General features: G+C 68.4%; 21 protein-coding genes and 1 pseudogene. 14 read left to right on the top strand and 8 right to left on the bottom strand.

Going from position 1 to position 15,672, the window contains the following annotated elements; genetic code table 11:
• From NP4_RS09545 to NP4_RS09535, 4 genes and pseudogenes are all read left to right on the top strand, one after another.
• A pseudogene (locus tag NP4_RS09545) lies at positions 1–367 on the top strand (hypothetical protein); the annotation flags it as partial.
• Positions 368–401: 34 nt separating this feature from the next.
• Complete coding sequence (locus tag NP4_RS09540) at positions 402–713, top strand: WXG100 family type VII secretion target (protein ID WP_067995139.1); 312 nt, start codon at positions 402–404, stop codon at positions 711–713.
• A gap of 131 nt (positions 714–844) precedes the next feature.
• Complete coding sequence (locus tag NP4_RS40805) at positions 845–1,006, top strand: hypothetical protein (protein ID WP_156524898.1); 162 nt, start codon at positions 845–847, stop codon at positions 1,004–1,006.
• 68 nt (positions 1,007–1,074) lie between these two features.
• Positions 1,075–1,419 (top strand): MmcQ/YjbR family DNA-binding protein, encoded by a 345-nt coding sequence (locus tag NP4_RS09535; RefSeq protein WP_067995136.1) that lies wholly within the window; start codon positions 1,075–1,077, stop codon positions 1,417–1,419.
• Between the two features lie 3 nt (positions 1,420–1,422).
• On the opposite strand, the gene NP4_RS09530 is transcribed toward NP4_RS09535, so the two are convergent.
• A complete protein-coding gene (locus NP4_RS09530; RefSeq protein ID WP_067995133.1) occupies positions 1,423–1,899 on the bottom strand; it encodes a hypothetical protein in 477 nt (158 codons plus the stop codon).
• Between the two features lie 29 nt (positions 1,900–1,928).
• Positions 1,929–2,432: a MarR family winged helix-turn-helix transcriptional regulator gene (locus NP4_RS09525; protein ID WP_067995131.1), complete on the bottom strand. Its 504-nt coding sequence runs from the start codon at positions 2,430–2,432 to the stop codon at positions 1,929–1,931.
• Positions 2,433–2,507: 75 nt separating this feature from the next.
• Here NP4_RS09525 and NP4_RS09520 point away from each other — a divergent pair, with 75 nt between their 5' ends.
• Genes NP4_RS09520 through NP4_RS09495 form a run of 6 tightly spaced genes read left to right on the top strand, consistent with a single transcriptional unit; the run spans position 2,508 to position 6,557 of the window.
• Positions 2,508–3,446, top strand: coding sequence for an NAD(P)/FAD-dependent oxidoreductase (locus NP4_RS09520; protein ID WP_067995128.1), 939 nt, complete (start codon positions 2,508–2,510; stop codon positions 3,444–3,446).
• An 18-nt stretch (positions 3,447–3,464) separates the two neighbouring features.
• Entirely contained in the window at positions 3,465–3,650 is a 186-nt protein-coding gene (locus NP4_RS09515; RefSeq protein WP_067995125.1) for a lipoprotein, read from the top strand.
• Positions 3,651–3,659: 9 nt separating this feature from the next.
• Entirely contained in the window at positions 3,660–4,223 is a 564-nt protein-coding gene (locus NP4_RS09510) for a phospholipase D-like domain-containing protein (protein ID WP_067995122.1), read from the top strand.
• 10 nt (positions 4,224–4,233) lie between these two features.
• Positions 4,234–4,998 carry an alpha/beta hydrolase gene (locus tag NP4_RS09505; RefSeq protein WP_067995119.1) on the top strand — a complete coding sequence of 255 codons (765 nt, stop codon included), beginning with the start codon at positions 4,234–4,236 and terminating at the stop codon, positions 4,996–4,998.
• 9 nt (positions 4,999–5,007) lie between these two features.
• Entirely contained in the window at positions 5,008–5,499 is a 492-nt protein-coding gene (locus tag NP4_RS41985; RefSeq protein WP_174556112.1) for a hypothetical protein, read from the top strand.
• 32 nt (positions 5,500–5,531) lie between these two features.
• Positions 5,532–6,557 carry a hypothetical protein gene (locus NP4_RS09495; RefSeq protein ID WP_067995116.1) on the top strand — a complete coding sequence of 342 codons (1,026 nt, stop codon included), beginning with the start codon at positions 5,532–5,534 and terminating at the stop codon, positions 6,555–6,557.
• 1 nt (position 6,558) lies between these two features.
• Here the strand turns inward: NP4_RS09495 and NP4_RS09490 are convergent, their stop codons facing one another.
• From NP4_RS09490 to NP4_RS09480, 3 genes are all read right to left on the bottom strand, one after another.
• Positions 6,559–6,963, bottom strand: a complete 405-nt coding sequence (locus NP4_RS09490; RefSeq protein WP_067995114.1) for a RidA family protein — start codon at positions 6,961–6,963, stop codon at positions 6,559–6,561.
• Entirely contained in the window at positions 6,956–7,729 is a 774-nt protein-coding gene (locus tag NP4_RS09485; protein WP_062511177.1) for an IclR family transcriptional regulator, read from the bottom strand. Before NP4_RS09485 ends, NP4_RS09490 begins: the two co-directional genes overlap by 8 nt.
• Before the next feature lie 96 nt (positions 7,730–7,825).
• Positions 7,826–8,863, bottom strand: coding sequence for a sugar kinase (locus NP4_RS09480; protein WP_174556111.1), 1,038 nt, complete (start codon positions 8,861–8,863; stop codon positions 7,826–7,828).
• A 132-nt stretch (positions 8,864–8,995) separates the two neighbouring features.
• Here NP4_RS09480 and NP4_RS09475 point away from each other — a divergent pair, with 132 nt between their 5' ends.
• From NP4_RS09475 to NP4_RS09460, 4 genes are read left to right on the top strand one after another with little or no spacing between them, the layout of a single operon-like run.
• On the top strand, positions 8,996–10,297 hold the full coding sequence (locus tag NP4_RS09475; protein ID WP_245997921.1) for a type III PLP-dependent enzyme domain-containing protein: 1,302 nt from the start codon (positions 8,996–8,998) through the stop codon (positions 10,295–10,297).
• Positions 10,298–10,312: 15 nt separating this feature from the next.
• Entirely contained in the window at positions 10,313–11,923 is a 1,611-nt protein-coding gene (locus NP4_RS09470; RefSeq protein ID WP_067995111.1) for an N-acyl-D-amino-acid deacylase family protein, read from the top strand.
• Positions 11,920–12,540 (top strand): bifunctional 4-hydroxy-2-oxoglutarate aldolase/2-dehydro-3-deoxy-phosphogluconate aldolase, encoded by a 621-nt coding sequence (locus tag NP4_RS09465; RefSeq protein ID WP_067995108.1) that lies wholly within the window; start codon positions 11,920–11,922, stop codon positions 12,538–12,540. Before NP4_RS09470 ends, NP4_RS09465 begins: the two co-directional genes overlap by 4 nt.
• A gap of 13 nt (positions 12,541–12,553) precedes the next feature.
• Positions 12,554–13,996 (top strand): GntP family permease, encoded by a 1,443-nt coding sequence (locus tag NP4_RS09460; protein ID WP_067995106.1) that lies wholly within the window; start codon positions 12,554–12,556, stop codon positions 13,994–13,996.
• 4 nt (positions 13,997–14,000) lie between these two features.
• On the opposite strand, the gene NP4_RS09455 is transcribed toward NP4_RS09460, so the two are convergent.
• The 3 genes from NP4_RS09455 to NP4_RS41580 form a co-directional block, all read right to left on the bottom strand.
• Positions 14,001–14,492 (bottom strand): nitroreductase/quinone reductase family protein, encoded by a 492-nt coding sequence (locus NP4_RS09455; RefSeq protein WP_067995104.1) that lies wholly within the window; start codon positions 14,490–14,492, stop codon positions 14,001–14,003.
• 31 nt (positions 14,493–14,523) lie between these two features.
• On the bottom strand, positions 14,524–15,300 hold the full coding sequence (locus tag NP4_RS09450) for an isocitrate lyase/PEP mutase family protein (protein WP_067995101.1): 777 nt from the start codon (positions 15,298–15,300) through the stop codon (positions 14,524–14,526).
• Positions 15,297–15,672: hypothetical protein (locus NP4_RS41580; protein ID WP_218023981.1), on the bottom strand; the 376-nt coding region annotated here is incomplete at its 5' end. The genes NP4_RS09450 and NP4_RS41580, both read right to left, overlap by 4 nt.

Raw genomic sequence — 15,672 nt, 5'->3', positions numbered from 1 at the left:
GACCGGTGGGTCCCCGGCCCCGTCGGTGGGCGGTCCGCCGAATCGCACGACTCCGGTCGGGTCACCGGCCCCTTCGGTGGGCGGATCCACGCGCTCCGATGGGTCCAATGAGCCGGGCTTGCCGCCGGATCGGGCCCCGCGGGCGCAGGATCCGTTCCTCGGCCCGGGTAAGGATATGAAGGCCAAGACCCGGCCCAAGCAGCTGCCGCACTGGGAACCGCTGCCGCGGCCGTTCGACGCGCCGGACGCGCCGGGATCCTCCGCGTGGATCTACGAGGACCCGGCCACCGAGGTCGAACAGCAGCAGCCGCCCGAGGACCCGGAGGATCCGAACAAGCCCTCCGTCGATGTGCCTTTCACCCTGTGAGCCAACCCGACCCAACGGATAGAGAGAACGAGGCATGGCCGAGATCGTCGAGGTCGACACCAATAAGCTGCGCAAGGCCGCGGGCGACTGCGACCGCATCCACGACAGCATCCAGCACGCCCTGACCACCCTGCGCGGCGCGGTGGCGGGCGGCGGAACCCCCTGGGGCGACGACAGCTTCGGCAGCAAATTCGCCAAGGGCGACAAGGGCTACATCGCCGCCCGCGACAACCTCCTCGCGGGCATCGACAAGATGTCGTCGACCTTCCGCGAATACGCCGACGGCCAACGCGGCGCCGCCGATTCGATGGACCGCATGGAACACGGCAACGCCGGAGGCGCCTGACTGCCGGGCCCGGCATAACAATTCGGCGGCGGCATGGTGGGCGGATGGGTTACGACGCGTTCTAATCGGGTAGTAACTCGGGAATCTAACTCGCACAGCATCTTCGATCACGGAGAAACGAGGAGGACGCCATGAACGAGCCCATGTGCATCGATTGCTGGCGGCGTGACAACCTCACCTTCGTGCAGCGGCTGGATCCGGCCTACATCACCCCGGGCCCGGTGCACCGCTGCGCGATCCACCGAACACTGCACGAGGATCTGCGCGGTGGTCCGGAGCCGAAGGCCGCCTAGGTCATCGGTCGGGTATTCGCCGATACTCTGGACTCGCCGGTCCGGGGCGACCGCGGGAAAGGGTTTCGATGATCACCGTGGACGATGTGCGCGCGGTGGCTCGCGGCCTGCCGCGCTCCTATGAGGTCGTGGTCGCCGATCGGATCAAATTCCGCGTCGGGCGGATCGTGTATCTGGCCTTCTCACGCGATGAGACCGTCATGGGCTTCGCCTTTCCCAAGGAGGAACGCGCGAATCTGGTCGCCGCCGAACCCGATGTCTTCCGGCTGCCCGGCGCGTCGGATCTGCGCTACAACTGGGTCGAATGCCATGCGGTCGCACTCGATGAGCCTCGGCTGCGCGAAATCGTCATCGACGCCTGGCGGATGGTGGTACCGAAATTCCTGCGCGAGACGGATCTGTCGCAGCCGTGAGCCTCACACCCGCGCGGCGAACCGCGGTGCGCGGGCGGCCTCGATCCAGCGGCCGGTCGCGGGCAGCATGGCGAGGAAGGCGGCCGCGAGGGGGACGAGGAGTTCCAAGCCGTAGCGGTAGGTTCCCGCGATCGACAGCAGATACGACAGCGAACTGCCGTGCCGGAAATGAATCATGGTGAGCAACTGTCCCGGAACCACCGCGATCGCCCCCACGATCACCATCACGCGCCCGGCGTACGCGCGGCGCAGCAGCAGGATCGCACCGGTGACCAGAAGGATCGCGGCCGTGGTCGTGAGCGCGAAGCAGAACTTGTCCTCGAAGGAGGAGAACCACATCCCCCGCATATACCGCCAGGTGGGATAGATCCGATAAGCCAGTGCGCCGCCGCTGCCCAGTGCCGCCAATCCGGCCGTCACGCCGGTGAGTCCGCTGGGCGGTCTGGCCGGGCCGTAGGTCGGATAGCCGGGCTGATACATCGGATGTCCTCTCTCCGCTCGCTCGAACTCTACCGTGTGGAAACGGCTTCCAGCCCGGACTCCATTGTGCGGGCCAGCAGTTCGAGGGCATCGAGGACCCGGGCGCGCCCGTCGCCGAGGCCGGTGAACAGTCGTCCGTGGGCCTCCAACTCGCGCGGGAACACCTCGTCGATCAGTCGAATGCCCTCCGGGGTCAGCCGCAGCAGCGCCGAGCGGCGGTCCCCGGGATTGCGTTCGCGCGAAATCAGGCCGCGGCGTTCGAGTTTGGCGAGGGTCTTGCCGACTCCGGCGCGAGTCATGTCGAGATGTTCGGCCAGTCGGATGGCGGTGAGGGATTCGTCCGCGAAGCGCAGCGGCACCAGCAGACCCACCTCGGCGCTGGTGAGATCGGCTGTGGCGTAGAGGGATTCGACGGCCAGATCGAGCAGCGCCGACAGGCGTTTGATCTGGGCGACGACCCGCATGGGGGAGGTGTCGAGATCCGGGTTGTGGGCCGCCCAGCGCTCGCAGGTGAGGTCTCGCAGCGTCGTCATCGAAATTCCTTTTGTCAACTGGTTGACAAAATGCTAGCGTACGACGCTCGAGACCGAGGAGAGTGGGGACCAGTCATGCGGGAATACGAGGCCGTCGTGATCGGCGGCGGAGCGGCCGGACTCAGTGCCGCAACGGTTTTGGCGCGCGCCCGCAGACGGGTGCTGGTCGTCGACGCGGGTGAACCGCGCAATGCACCGGCCGACCATCTGCACGGCTTCCTGTCGCGCGATGCCATGGACCCCGCCGCACTGCTGGCCGCCGGACGCGTCGAACTGAACTCCTACGGGGGCGAAATCCACACCGCGCGAGCGAGTTCCATCGATCGCCACGACGACGGCTTCCGGGTGAGCTGCGATGACGGCTCCGAATTCGACACGCGAGCAGTGCTGGTCGCGACCGGCCTGCGCGATGAACTCCCACCCGTGCCGGGCCTGCGCGAACAGTGGGGTGAAGGCGTACTGCACTGTCCGTACTGCCACGGCTACGAGGTCCGCGACACCGCCGTGGGCGTGCTCGGCGGTGACAATCGCCCCTTCACCCTCCATCAGGCGACATTGATCCGGCAGTGGTCCGCCGATGTGATCTTCTTCCCCAATCGAATCGAGCTGTCCGGCGAGGAACGCGACCGGATCGTCGCTCGTGGCACCCGCATCGCCGACGGCGAGGTGACGCGTCTGGTCGTCGACGACGGCCGCGTGCGCGGCCTCGAACTCGGCGGTGGCGAGATCGTCGCGCGGACCACGATCTTCGTCGGCCCTCGCTTCATCCCCCGTGACGACCTGCTCACCGCCCTGGGCTGCCGAACCGGCGACAACGGCTGGGTCGCCGTCGACGCGGCGGGGCGCACCAGCGTCGACGGCGTCTGGGCCGCGGGCAATGTCGCCGACTCCCCGGCCCAGGTGATCGGCGCGGCCGCCGCGGGTTCGCGGGCCGCGATCGACGTCAATCACTACCTGCTCGAGCGGGACGTGCGACGCGCGGTATCGACGAATCTGCCGGGCGCCGCGCGATAGCTGAACTACGCTGCCGTGATGCTCATTGTCGCGCTGGGACGCGTCCGGCGACGGCTGCGGCCGATGATCGTCGTCATCGCGGGAATCGCGTTGTTGCTGAGCGGATGCGGACAAACCGGGCAGGAGTCGACCGCGCTGGCTCGATCCTGCGCGCAGCCCGACCATCAGCCTCGGCTACGTCTGATCGCCGAGAATTCGCTGTAGCGTGCAGCCATGAGTTTCGTCATCGATGGCTCGTTCACCTGCTACCTCATGCCGGTCGACCACGACGAGGCCCGGCAGCGCTTTCTGGATCTGATCGCCGGACCCGGTGAGACCTGGATCATCGCCTACGGATTCACCCTGCCCGGCGCGATCGACGAACTCCTCGCCGCGCACGGCAAGGGCGTGCGGCTGCATCTGTACCTCGATCACACCCAGTCGGCCGGGGCCACCGAGCGGCCGCTGGTGCAGCGGCTCGTGGACGCGGGAATCGAGGTGACGATCGGGACCAGCACCAGCGGATCGAAATACATCTGCCACACCAAGGGTTTCGTCACCGACGCCGCGTCCGGTCCGCAGTGCTGGGAGGGCTCGGTCAATTTCAGCACCAGCGGGTGGCTGCAGGTCAATACGGCCATGCAGTTCTCCTCGCGGCCCTGGCGCGATCATTTCGTCGCCCAGTTCGACACCCTGGTCGCCTACGCCTGGCGCGAGGAGCGCACATTGCAGCTGATGCCCGAGCCGCCCGCCGGATTCGCCGCCGCCGGACAGCCGATGCTGCCATTGACGGTGTAGGAACGTAGACATGCGACACCCGGCCGAACCGATCCTCAACGCGCTGACGTTCTTTCCCGAGCGACGCATCACCCTGACGCCGGGCGACGTCGGTGTGGACTACGAGGATCTGTACGGCACCGCGGCCGACGGCACCCGGATCAACGCCTGGTTCGTGCGCGCGGACAAGCCGTTCGCGCACATCCTCTACGCGCACGGCAATGCGGGCAATATCGGCGATCGCACCCCGATCCTCGCGATGCTCGCGGCGGCCGGATTCGATGTGCTGGTCTTCGACTATCGCGGTTTCGGTCGCAGCGGCGGCCGCCCCGGCGAGCGCGGGATGTACCTCGACGCCCGCGCGGCCCGCGAACTGCTGCTGGCGCGGCCCGGTGTCGATCCGAATCGCGTTGTCTATCTGGGTAAGTCGCTCGGCGGCGCGATCCTGCTCGAACTGGCCACCGAATATCCGCCCGCCGCGATGATCCTGATGTCCACCTTCACCGGCCTGCGCGAGGCGGCCCGCGCGGTCTACCCCCTGCTGCCGAAACCCTTCATACCCAACGCGTTTCCCAGTCTCCGCCGCATTCGCACCCTGCACGCGCCGACGCTGATCATGCACGGCGACGACGATGAGCTGCTGCCGGTGCGAATGGGTCACGAACTGTACGCGGCCGCACCCGGACCCAAGGAGTTGAAGATCTATCCGGGTGGCCGCCACAACGATCTGGTGCTCGCGCCGGGCTGGGCGGCGGCGGTCGCGCAGTGGGCACACACCGTCCTGCCCGATGCGTAGCCTGGATACATGTCTGATGTCAGCGATATGGCGGCGCTGCTGGCGGCCCTGAACGACGAGGATCTGCTGTCGGTGGTCGTGACGGCCACCACCGGCCGTCCGGGGCTCGAGCAGTTGCATCTGGTGGCCGTCGAGCTGTCCGCGCGTGCCGGTCATGTCACGCTGGACCCCGATGTGAGTTCCGCCACCAGTGGGCCCGCGATGCCCGCGCCCGCCGCGACGCCCGCGGCATTCGGGCAGGTAACGCCGGTTTCGGGGATACCCGTACCGCCGACGGGTCTCGGCGAGGCCACCGGATATACCTCCGGCGGAGTCCCTACTTTCGAGTCAGTTCGCGATAAGGTCGAGCAGCGCTTCGGCACCGCACTGGGGATGGGCGAACTCGATCGGCAGACACCGGCGGGCCGTAGTGCCGAGGAACAGTGGCAGGCGCGGGAGAAGGCCGCGCGCGACCGCCTGGACGAGATTCGGAATTCGATGCGGCGCAACGATTCCGGCTAGGGGCGGTCCGGAGCAGAAACTGAGGGAACTCGATGACCGAGCCGCGGGAGATGGCCGAGCGACTGCTCGATGCCCAGGTGGACTTCCTCCTCTCGGAGGTGTCCGGCGAGCGTTTCGCCGAGGTGGTGGCCCGCGATGTGGAGTCGGTGATCGGCGTGGCCGACACCATCGTCTTCCGCGACGTCGTGGCGATCGATCAGGCCAAGCAGACCGTCCGCAAACTGGTCGACCGCGGCGGCGCCAGCCCGCTGCTGGACGATCTGGTCGGGGTCCTGTCCGATTCGCTCTATGAGCACATCGCCGACAACAAGGACTACACCCTCGGCGATGTGGTCGACCGCGAACCCGTCGAGGCGCTGCTGGAGAAGATCCTCGCCATGCACGCCACCCAGGAGCGGCTGCTGGATCGTTTGAGCGAAGCGCCCACCGCCGGTCCGGTCGCGGCGAAGTTCACCGATATGTTGATCGACGACATCCTCGAGGCGAACAAGAAGCTCGCGGGCAAGGTGCCGGGCGTGAATTCGCTGATGTCGCTGGGACAGTCGGCGGTGAAGTCGGCGCGCAAGGCCGCCGAGGGCAGCCGCGTGGGCGATCTGGCCGCCAAGGGCACGCTGTACGCGCTCAAGCGGGTTACCAACGCCATTCGCGAAACCCTGCGCGAGGCGCCGGTGCACGGCGCGGCCATGGAGTTCTGGGATCTGCACTCCGGCGAGCCGGTCAGCGGACTGCACGACTATCTGAGCAAGGCCGATCTGCGCGAGCTGGTGCTGCTGGTGCATCAGATCGTCAAGACCACTCGCAACAAGGAATACGTCGGCCTGCTGCTCGACGAGGCCGTCGAGGTGTTCTTCACCAAGTACGGCGATCACACCCTGGCCGGACTGCTGCCCGAGCTGAATGTGACCCCCGACGACATCGCCGAGGAGATCCTGCGCTACGGCCCCGCGGTGATCGAGGCCGCCAAGCGAAACGGTGTGCTGGCCAAGCTGATTCGCGAGCGACTCGAGCCGTTCTACACCTCCGAGCAGGTGCTGGGCATCCTGGCCGAGGCGAAGTAGCTCAGTCCGCGATCGCGAACGCGTCGATCTCGACCGCCATCTCCTCGCGCGGCAGGCCGGTGAAAACCGTTGTGCGACTGGGCAGGACGCCGCCCGCGGTGTGGGCCTCGACGAATTTGCCGTAGGCCTCGTTCATGATCGGAAAATCCTCGCGCTTGGTGAGGTACACCCGCAGCATCACCACGTCCTCGAAGCTCGCGCCCGACGCCTCGACGATCGCCTTGACGTTCTCGAGGGTGCGGGTGGTCTGGGCTGCCACGTCACCGGGGTGAAGGTACTCGTTGGTGACGGGGTCGACCGGGCCCTGGCCGGACACCTGGACGAACGGTCCCTTGCGCACGCCCTGGGAGAAGGTGTGGGCGGGCGCGGGGGCCGCGTCGGTGCGGACGGCGATCTTCTCAGTCATGGAGGGCCTTTCGGTGTTCGGGGCTCGGGCTCCAGCCGAGCGCGGTGGAGATGGTGTCGGCGGTCGCGCGCAGGCGCGGCAGCAGGCCCAGGACCTGCTCGTGGTCGAGGAGCATGTCCGGCACCGACACCGACAGGGCCGCGATCACCGCGCCGGTGCCGTTGCGAATCGGCACCCCGATGCAGTTGACGAAGCTCTCGTGCTCCTCGTGATCCTCGGCGAAGCCCTGGGACACAACGGTTTCCAGCTCCGCCACATACCGTTCCGGGCCGCGGATGGTGCGCTCGGTGAACGGGTGGTAGTCGATCTTCTCGGCGATGGTGCGCCACTGGCCGCGCGGCTGGGCCGAGACCAGCACCTTGCCCACGGCCGTGCAGTGCAGCGGCGCGGGGCGCCCGACGCGCGAGTACATGCGCACGCTCTGGGTGGCGTCGAGCTTGTCGATGTAGATGGCCTCGCCGGATTCGTAGGTGGCCAGGTGTACGGTCTGGCCGGTCGAGGCATTGAGTGCCTCGAGATGCGGGCGGGCGACCGTGCGCACATCGCGGCGCTCGAGGGAGCGGTTGGCCAGTTCGAACAGTCGCGCGCCCAAGGTGTAGCGGTGATCGCTGCCGTGGGTGACGAATCGCTGCGCCTCCATGGTCTGTAACAGCCGTAGCACCGTGGACTTGTGCACCCCGAGCCGGGACGCCAGCTGATCCAGGGTCCGGGCATCCTCACCGAGTTCGGTCAGGATGATCAACGCTCGCTGCAGACTCTGACTCATCCCTCCACCTCGCTGGCGCTCGGCTCCGGCATGCGCCAGGGCACGCTGTGCTCAACGATTCGCTCGCTGCGCTCCCTCATGATCCAGACATTCCCTTCACGACGCCACATCCCGCGCGGCGACCGCGCCGTAGTGTATCCGTGCCCAGGCCGAAGCCGTTGCCGCAGCATGCGATTCGAGGCGGTCCAGCGGGGGCAGTTCGGCGACGTCGCCGGTGCCGGTCAGGGCGGCGGCCGCGCACAGGTGGCCGAAGCGGAGCAGTTGTTCGTGCGGGCGGTCGTGCAGCAGGGCGGCCAGGTAGCCGCCCGCGAACGCGTCGCCCGCGCCGATGGCCTCGGTGACCTCGAGTCGCAGCGCGGGCACTTCGACCCACGCGTCGTCGCGGAAACCGGTCACCGAATGGCCGCTGTTCTTGACCACCAGGTGGCGCGGCTCGGGGAACATCTGCCGCAGCCGGGCCGGATCCCCGGTGCCGAAGACCTCCTCGGCCTCGTCGGCGCCGACGAAGGCCACATCGGCGCGGCGCAGATGCCCGGCCAGGATGTCGGCGGCGGATTCGGTGCGCCGAATCCACAGGGCCGGTCGATAATTCAGATCGAAGCCGATCAGTCGTCCGCGCCGCGGCAGCGCCAGCAGGGCCTCGGTGAGTTCGGTGGCCGAGGGCGACAGGGCGGTGGTGATGCCGGTGAAGTGGATCAGTCCGCAGCGATCGAGCAACCCGGCGGCCGCGGTGAGATCGGCGGGCGACAGCGCGCTGGCGGCGGATCCGGCGCGGTAGTACAGCATCCGGCTGGCCCCGGCGGCCAGATCGGTGGCCGCCGCGGATCCGCCGCCGCGCTCCTTGACATACAGTCCCGTCGGGCGGGCCGGATCTATGTACACCGCGCGCGTGTCCACGCCGCGTTCGTCGAGATGACGCACCAGGTAGCGGCCGAATCCGTCGTCGCCGACCCGCGAGATCCAGCTGGTGTCGACGCCGAGCTGGGTCAGTACGGTCGCCACATTCGCCTCCGCGCCGCCCGCGGTGCGCTCGAAGGCCGCAGAGTCCTCGAGCGGGCCCGGCCGCGCGACCAATACCGCCAATCCCTCGCCGACGGTTACCGCGCGCGGACGGGTCGGCGTAGGGCGGGTCACACGAATCTCCTTGGAATGCTTGCGGGTAGCGGTCGTCCTGTGCAGAATAACCACAGCAAACACGTTATGCAATAAGCGTTGCGAAATATGCAATAGCCGAAATGCATAGCGGCAGTGTCGGAGAGGAGCGCCGTGACCATCGGTAGTGGCGAAAGCGTCGAGCGAGCGGGCCGGATCGATACGGCCGCGGTGACGGCCCTCGGCGACCGGGTGATCGGGCCGGAGTACAAGGCGCTGCCGCCCACGGCCTGGGGGATGACGGTGAACGAATTCCTCGCCACGGCACCGTACCTGGATCAGCTGCAGACCCCGGTCCTCACACTGGACCGCGGCGCGCTGACGGCGAATACGGCCGTCCTGGCCGACTGGGCCGACACCGCGGGCGTGCGACTGGCCCCGCACGGCAAGACCACCATGGCGCCGCAGCTGTGGGCCGAGCAGCTGGCGGCGGGCGCGTGGGCGATCACCGTGGCCACCGGCTGGCAGGCGCAGGTGGCGCGCTCCTACGGCGTCAATCGGATCGTGCTGGCCAATGCGTTCATCGATCCGGTCGGATTGCGCTGGGCCGCGCGCGAAGCGGCGCTGGATCCTGATTTCGAACTGTTCAGCTGGGTCGACAGCGTGGAGACCGTCGCGGCGATGGAACGCGGCCTGACCGATGCGCCCGACGGCGTGCGACTGGCGGTGCTGGTGGAACTCGGTGGGCCGCACGGGCGTACGGGTGCGCGCGGCGTCGACGCGGCGCTGGCGGTGGCCGAGGCGGTGGAGCGATCCGATCGGCTGCGGCTGGCCGGCGTCGGCGGCTACGAGGGTGTGTTCGCACACGATCGGGCCGCCGAATCCCTTGGCGCGGTGCACGATTACCTCAGCCAGATGGTGCGGCTGCACCGCGCGCTGGCCGACCGCTACGAGGGTCGGGCCATCGTCTCCGCGGGCGGCAGCGCCTTCCCGGACCTGGTGGTCGAGCATCTGGCCGAACTCGCCGACGAACAGGGGACGCGCGGTGTCCCGACCACCGTCGTCCTGCGTTCGGGCGCCTATATCGTGCACGACGACGGCTTCTACGCCGGTATCTCACCGCTGGCGACCCGGCTGCGCTCGGCCATGCACGCCTGGGCGCGGGTGCTGTCGCATCCCGAACCGGGGCTGGCGCTACTCGACGCGGGTAAGCGGGACGCGCCGTTCGACGAGGGACTGCCGGTACCGCAACGGGTTTCGGGCGGCTCGGTCCCCGAGGGAGCGCATATCTCCGCGCTGGCCGATCAGCACAGCTTCCTGCGGTTGAATTCCGGTTCGGTAGCGGTGGGCGATACCGTGCGCCTGGGCCTGTCGCATCCGTGCACGGCCATGGACAAGTGGCGGCTCATCCCCGTGATCGACGACGCCGACGCCGCGCGGCCCCGGATCGTCGACTTCGTCCACACTGTCTTCTGATCCGACGGAAATATCATGAGTTACTTGCTGTTCCGGAACGTCGAGATCGTCGACGGCACCGGAGACCCCCGCTACCGCGGCGATGTCGTGGTGGCCGACGGCCACATCGTCCGGATCGCCGCGCCGGGCGCGATCACCGGGGCCGAGCGGGTCATCGAGGGTGAGAATCTGGTGCTGGCACCGGGTTTCATCGATATGCACGCGCATTCGGATCTGCATCTGCTCACCCACCCCGGGCATTTCCCGAAGATCAGTCAGGGTGTGACCACCGAGGTGATCGGGCAGGACGGGCTGTCCTACGCGCCCGTCGACGACGCGACTCTGGCGGTGCTGCGTCGCCAGATCGCCGGGTGGAACGGCAATCCCACCGATCTGGACTTCTCCTGGCGCACCGTCGGGGAGTATCTGGACCGGTTGGATCGGGGTATCACGCCCAATGCCGCCTATCTCGTGCCGCAGGGCACGCTGCGCCTGCTGGTCGTCGGATCCGAGCAGCGCCCGGCCACGCCCGCCGAAATCGACCGCATGCGTGAGCTGTTGGCGCAGGGGCTGGCCGAGGGCGCGGTGGGAATGTCGAGCGGGCTGACCTATCCGCCCGGAATGTACGCCGATACAGCGGAATTGGCCGCGCTGTGCGAGGTGGTCGCGGAGGCGGGCGGCTTCTACGCACCGCATACCCGCTCCTACGGCGCGGGCGCGCTCGAGGCCTACGCGGAGATGATCGAGCTGGCGCGGCGCACCGGCTGCGCCCTGCATCTTACCCACGCCACCATGAACTTCGGCGTGAACCGCGGGCGCGCACCGGAATTCCTCGACCTGATCGACGACGCGCTCGCCGACGGATGCGATATCAGCCTGGACACCTATCCGTATCTGCCCGGCGCGACCACCCTGTCGGCGCTGCTGCCGAGCTGGGCCATGTCGGGTGGGCCCGATGCCGCGCTGGCCCGGCTCACCGATCCGGGCGACCGGGCGCGAATCGCGCTGGATGTCACCGTGCGTGGCTCCGACGGCTGTCACGGTGTGACGGTGGACTGGGACACCATTCAGATCAGCGGTGTCGCCCATCGCGAACTCGACCGCTATGTCGGCCACAGCGTCGCCGATATCGCCGCCGACGAGGGGCTGCCCGCGGTCGAGTTGTTCTTCGATCTGCTGGCCCGCGACGAATTGGCGACCACGATCCTGCAGCATGTCGGCCACGAGGACAATGTGCGCGCGATCATGCGGCACTCCCGACATATGGGTGGCAGCGACGCGCTTCTGGTCGGCGAGCAGCCGCATCCGCGGGCGTGGGGTACCTTCCCGCGCTATCTCGGCCATTACGCGCGCGAACTCGGTGTGCTCGGACTCGAGGAGTGCGTGCATCACCTCACCGGCCGGCCCGCGCAGCGTCTGCGGCTGCGCGGGCGCGGGCTGGTACTGCCCGGCTATGCCGCCGATCTGGTCGTCTTCGATCCCGATCGTGTGCTCGACACCGCGACCTTCGACGATCCCAAACAGCAGGCGCTGGGCATCGTGCACGTCCTGGTCAACGGCGAATTCGCGATCGAGGACGGCGAACCCACCGGCCGATTGGCCGGGCGCGCCCTGCGCATGGACCCGCAACGGAAGGAAACCCGGTGACCACCGCCCTGGACGTGATTCGCGCCGACCGCGTACTGACCGTGGTGCGCGCACCGCGCATCCCGGATCCGCGGGCACTGGCCGACGCGCTCGCCGGGGCTGGAATCCGCTGTGTGGAACTGACATTCACCACACCCGACGTGCTCGACGCGCTGCGCGCGGCCGGTGCGGCCGAGCATGCGGTGGTCGGGGCCGGGACGGTGCTCACCGGTGAGCAGGCCGCCGCGGCGATCGAGCACGGCGCGCGATTCCTGGTCACCCCCGGCATCCGGGCCGAGGTCGCGCGCGAGGCCGCCCGCCACGACATTCCCGTTGTCATGGGCGCTTTCACTCCGAGTGAGGTGCTGACCGCACTCGATCTCGGCGCGGCCGCGGTGAAGATCTTTCCCGCCCGCGCCCTGGGTCCGGGCTATCTGAAGGATTTGCGCGGGCCCTTCCCCGACGCGGTGCTCATCCCCTCCGGCGGAGTCAACGCCGGGAACGCCGCGGAATTTCTCGCCAACGGCGCCGCGGCGGTCACCGCCGGGACCGACGTCGTGGCGCCCACCGACGTCGCCGCGGGCCGATGGTCCGAAATCGCCTCGCGCGCGGCGTCTTTCGTTCGATCAATGAATTGAAGTGAGGTTGACAATGGGGTCCGCCGTCGACTGGCTGCGGCACGAGACACCGGGACTGCTGGTGTTGTGCGGCCTGGCCGTTGCTGTTCTGCTGGTGGCCATCATCCGGTTCAAGCTCGAGCCCTTCGTGGCGCTGCTATTGACCGGGCTGGCACTGGCGCTGGCGGCCGGACTACCGGTCGAGAAGATCGTCGGTACCGCGCTGAAATCCGGGGATTCCCTGCTGGAGACCGGATTCGGCGGAATACTCGGGCATATCGCCGTGATCATCGGATTGGGTACCGTGCTCGGGGCCATTCTGGAGCGATCCGGCGGGGCCGATGTGCTCACCGAGCGACTGCTGAAACTGTTCGGGCCCAAGGGCGCTCCGGTGGCCATGGGTCTGGTCGGATTGATCTTCGGCATTCCGGTGTTCTTCGATATCGGCATCTTCGTGCTCGCGCCACTGATCTATGTGGCCGCCAAGCGCGGCGGGCGCTCGCTGGTGCTCTACGCCATGCCGATGGTCGCCGGATTGTCGATGACGCACGCCTTCCTGCCGCCGCATCCGGGTCCGGTATCGCTGGGCGGGCTGCTGGGGGTGAGCCTGGGGTGGCTGATTCTGATCGGATTGGTCTGTGGTCTGCCGGGATTCGTGGTCGCGGGCATCGTGTGGGGCGGTTTCATCGGTAAGCGGATCCATGTGGAGGTGCCCGCGGAATTCCTGATGCGCCCCGAACCCGCACAGCGCGGCGACGGCCCCGGGACGCCCGCGGAACCGGTTGCGACGCTGGAGAAGTCACCGCCCTCGGCCGCGCTGATCGGCGTCATCATCGCCATTCCCCTGGTGCTGATCCTCGGCGCGACCTTCGGAACCCAATTGCTGGGCAAGGGATCCCGGCCGCTGCAGGTGCTGACCTTCCTCGGCACGCCCGCGGTGGCGCTGCTGATCGCGGTCCTGGTCGCGTTCTATGTACTGGGTCTGCGCCGCGGCTCGACGGTGCAGGAGCTGAGCACCCTCACCGCCGAATCGCTGCGCCCGGTGGGCATGCTGCTGCTGGTGGTCGGCGCGGGCGCGTTCTTCGGCAAGGTCATCTCTGCCACCGGTATCGGAAACGCCCTGGCGCACACCATGTCCGAGGCGGGCCTGCCCGTCATCGTCCTGGCCTATCTGATCAGCTGCGGCCTGCGCGTCGCCCAGGGTTCGGCCACGGTCGCCATCGTCACCACCGGCGGCATCGTCGCCCCCCTGCTCGCGGGCCACGACTACTCCCAACTGTCGCTGTCCCTGATCGCCATGGCCATCGCCTCGGGTTCGATCATCCTCAGCCACGTCAACGACGGCGGCTTCTGGATCATCTCGAAATTCTTCAACCTGACGGTGAAACAAACCCTGCAGACCTGGTCGGTCCTGGAAACGATCCTGTCGGTGGTGAGTTTCACCGTGGCGGCGGTGCTGTTCGCGCTCGTGAGTTGAGGATTCAGGCGTCGGCCGGGGACAGCACCGCGATCGGGAACCTGCGGGTGCTCAGTTCTCGATAGGTGGCCAGGTCCGGATAGAACTCGGTCAGGGCCTGCCAGCGGCGGTCGTATTCGGTCGGGTCGGTGACCACGCGGACGGTCACCGGCCAGGCGCGGCCGTCGGCCTCGGCGGTGGCCGTGCCCGCGGCGACGAGGTTGAGCCACCAGTTGGGGGTGCGCGGATTGCCGCTGAAGGAGCCGACCACGATCAGATCGTCGCCGTCGTGCAGGCGCAGGAGCATGACCGAGCGGGGCTGTCCGGATTTGCGGCCGACGATCGTGAGCCGAAAGAGCGGGCGGCCCAAGAAGGTTCGGAAGCGGGTGTGGCCGAAGCGGGCGTACAGACGACTGTGCAGGCGGCCCTGTAGCCGGGCGACGGCGCCCAGGTGCGTGCTGCCGAAATTGGTGAGGCGGCCGGTGATCGAGAGCCGGACCGGTGCGTTCGAAGACATGAGAGCCCTCCCCGGGTCGTTGTCGACCACGCTACCCGGAGATCAGCGACTGGACCTCCGCATAACTGGGCAGGCCGGTGGGAATCGGCCTGCTGTCGCGGACGGCGCGGGCGGTGTCGACGGTGGTGGCCAGGGCCGCGCGGAACAGCAGGCCGCCGGTGCTGATGCGGCGGACGCCCAGGGTGGTCAGGTCATCGGTGGTGGGGGCGTCGGGGAGGGCGAGGATGTTGAGTGGGACGCCGATCGCGGTGGTGAGTTCGGTGATTTCGTCGCGGTGGCGGAGGCCGGGGACGAATATGCCGTCGGCTCCGGCCTTTTCGTAGCGGCGGGCGCGGTCGAGGGTGCTGTCGCGGTCGACGCCGAGCCAGTGGGTGTCGGTGCGGGCGTTGACGAACAGGTCGGGTGCGTGGGATTTGATCGCGGCGATGAGTTCGGCCTGGGCGGTCGGATCGGCCAGGGTGTGGTCGGATCGGCCGTCCTCCAGGTTGATTCCGGCCACGCCCATGGCCGCCAGGGTGATCGTCAAGCCGACCACCTCGTCGGGGTCGGCGCTGAAACCGGATTCGATATCGACGCTGATCGGGACGGGCAGGCGGACCAGTCGGCGAGCCAGGGCCAGGGTTTCGTCGCGGGCCAGGCCGCTGGCGTCGGGCAGTCCGGCCGCGGCCGAGACGCCCAGGCTCGTGGTGGCCACGGCCGGGAAGCCCGCGGCGGCCAGGGCGGCGGCGGAGCTGAAGTCCCAGGCGTTGGGCAGGACGAGGGGACGTTCGCCGTGGTGCAGGCGGCGGAACAGGTCGAAGTGGGTCATCGGATGCCTTCCAGGATTCCGGCGGCCAGCGCCAGTGCATGCGCCCGCCCGGGACATTCGTGTGGTCCGGCCCCGAAAGGCAGTGCGGCGGCGGCGATATCGAGTTCGGTGACAATGCCGTCGAGGAGTCTACGGGTGCGCCGGACCGGGGGATCGTGGCGCAGCACCGCGTCCAGGACATCCTCGACGGGACCCGGATCGGCCGCGTGCGCGCGCTCGAGCAGTCCGGCGGTGGCCCCGCAGGCCTGGATCAGAATGCTGATCCGCGCGGCCGTGACCTCGTCCGCGCGGCCGCCACACGCCGCGACCAGTTCGGCCACGGCCCGGTCGACCGCCTCGGTCACCGGGGCGGGCGGCAGGTAGCCGCTCGCG

It is taken from the genome of Nocardia pseudobrasiliensis NBRC 108224, from assembly GCF_001613105.1.
GTDB classification, from domain to species: Bacteria; Actinomycetota; Actinomycetes; order Mycobacteriales; family Mycobacteriaceae; genus Nocardia; species Nocardia pseudobrasiliensis.
Note: the sequence above shows the minus strand (reverse complement) of the source record. Positions and strands in the feature narration are given on the sequence as shown.

Bases quoted from the DNA above. Each gene is read 5' to 3' on its own strand.
- NP4_RS09450 (WP_067995101.1), bottom strand. From the start codon at position 15,300: ATGACCCACTTCGACCTGTTCCGCCGCCTGCACCACGGCGAACGTCCC.
- NP4_RS09510 (WP_067995122.1), top strand. From the start codon at position 3,660: ATGAGTTTCGTCATCGATGGCTCGTTCACCTGCTACCTCATGCCGGTC.
- NP4_RS09505 (WP_067995119.1), top strand. From the start codon at position 4,234: ATGCGACACCCGGCCGAACCGATCCTCAACGCGCTGACGTTCTTTCCC.
- NP4_RS09485 (WP_062511177.1), bottom strand. From the start codon at position 7,729: ATGAGTCAGAGTCTGCAGCGAGCGTTGATCATCCTGACCGAACTCGGT.
- NP4_RS09515 (WP_067995125.1), top strand. From the start codon at position 3,465: ATGCTCATTGTCGCGCTGGGACGCGTCCGGCGACGGCTGCGGCCGATG.
- NP4_RS09490 (WP_067995114.1), bottom strand. From the start codon at position 6,963: ATGACTGAGAAGATCGCCGTCCGCACCGACGCGGCCCCCGCGCCCGCC.
- NP4_RS09530 (WP_067995133.1), bottom strand. From the start codon at position 1,899: ATGTATCAGCCCGGCTATCCGACCTACGGCCCGGCCAGACCGCCCAGC.
- NP4_RS09470 (WP_067995111.1), top strand. From the start codon at position 10,313: ATGAGTTACTTGCTGTTCCGGAACGTCGAGATCGTCGACGGCACCGGA.
- NP4_RS09460 (WP_067995106.1), top strand. From the start codon at position 12,554: ATGGGGTCCGCCGTCGACTGGCTGCGGCACGAGACACCGGGACTGCTG.
- NP4_RS09520 (WP_067995128.1), top strand. From the start codon at position 2,508: ATGCGGGAATACGAGGCCGTCGTGATCGGCGGCGGAGCGGCCGGACTC.
- NP4_RS41985 (WP_174556112.1), top strand. From the start codon at position 5,008: ATGTCTGATGTCAGCGATATGGCGGCGCTGCTGGCGGCCCTGAACGAC.
- NP4_RS40805 (WP_156524898.1), top strand. From the start codon at position 845: ATGAACGAGCCCATGTGCATCGATTGCTGGCGGCGTGACAACCTCACC.
- NP4_RS09455 (WP_067995104.1), bottom strand. From the start codon at position 14,492: ATGTCTTCGAACGCACCGGTCCGGCTCTCGATCACCGGCCGCCTCACC.
- NP4_RS09525 (WP_067995131.1), bottom strand. From the start codon at position 2,432: ATGACGACGCTGCGAGACCTCACCTGCGAGCGCTGGGCGGCCCACAAC.
- NP4_RS09535 (WP_067995136.1), top strand. From the start codon at position 1,075: ATGATCACCGTGGACGATGTGCGCGCGGTGGCTCGCGGCCTGCCGCGC.
- NP4_RS09495 (WP_067995116.1), top strand. From the start codon at position 5,532: ATGACCGAGCCGCGGGAGATGGCCGAGCGACTGCTCGATGCCCAGGTG.
- NP4_RS09540 (WP_067995139.1), top strand. From the start codon at position 402: ATGGCCGAGATCGTCGAGGTCGACACCAATAAGCTGCGCAAGGCCGCG.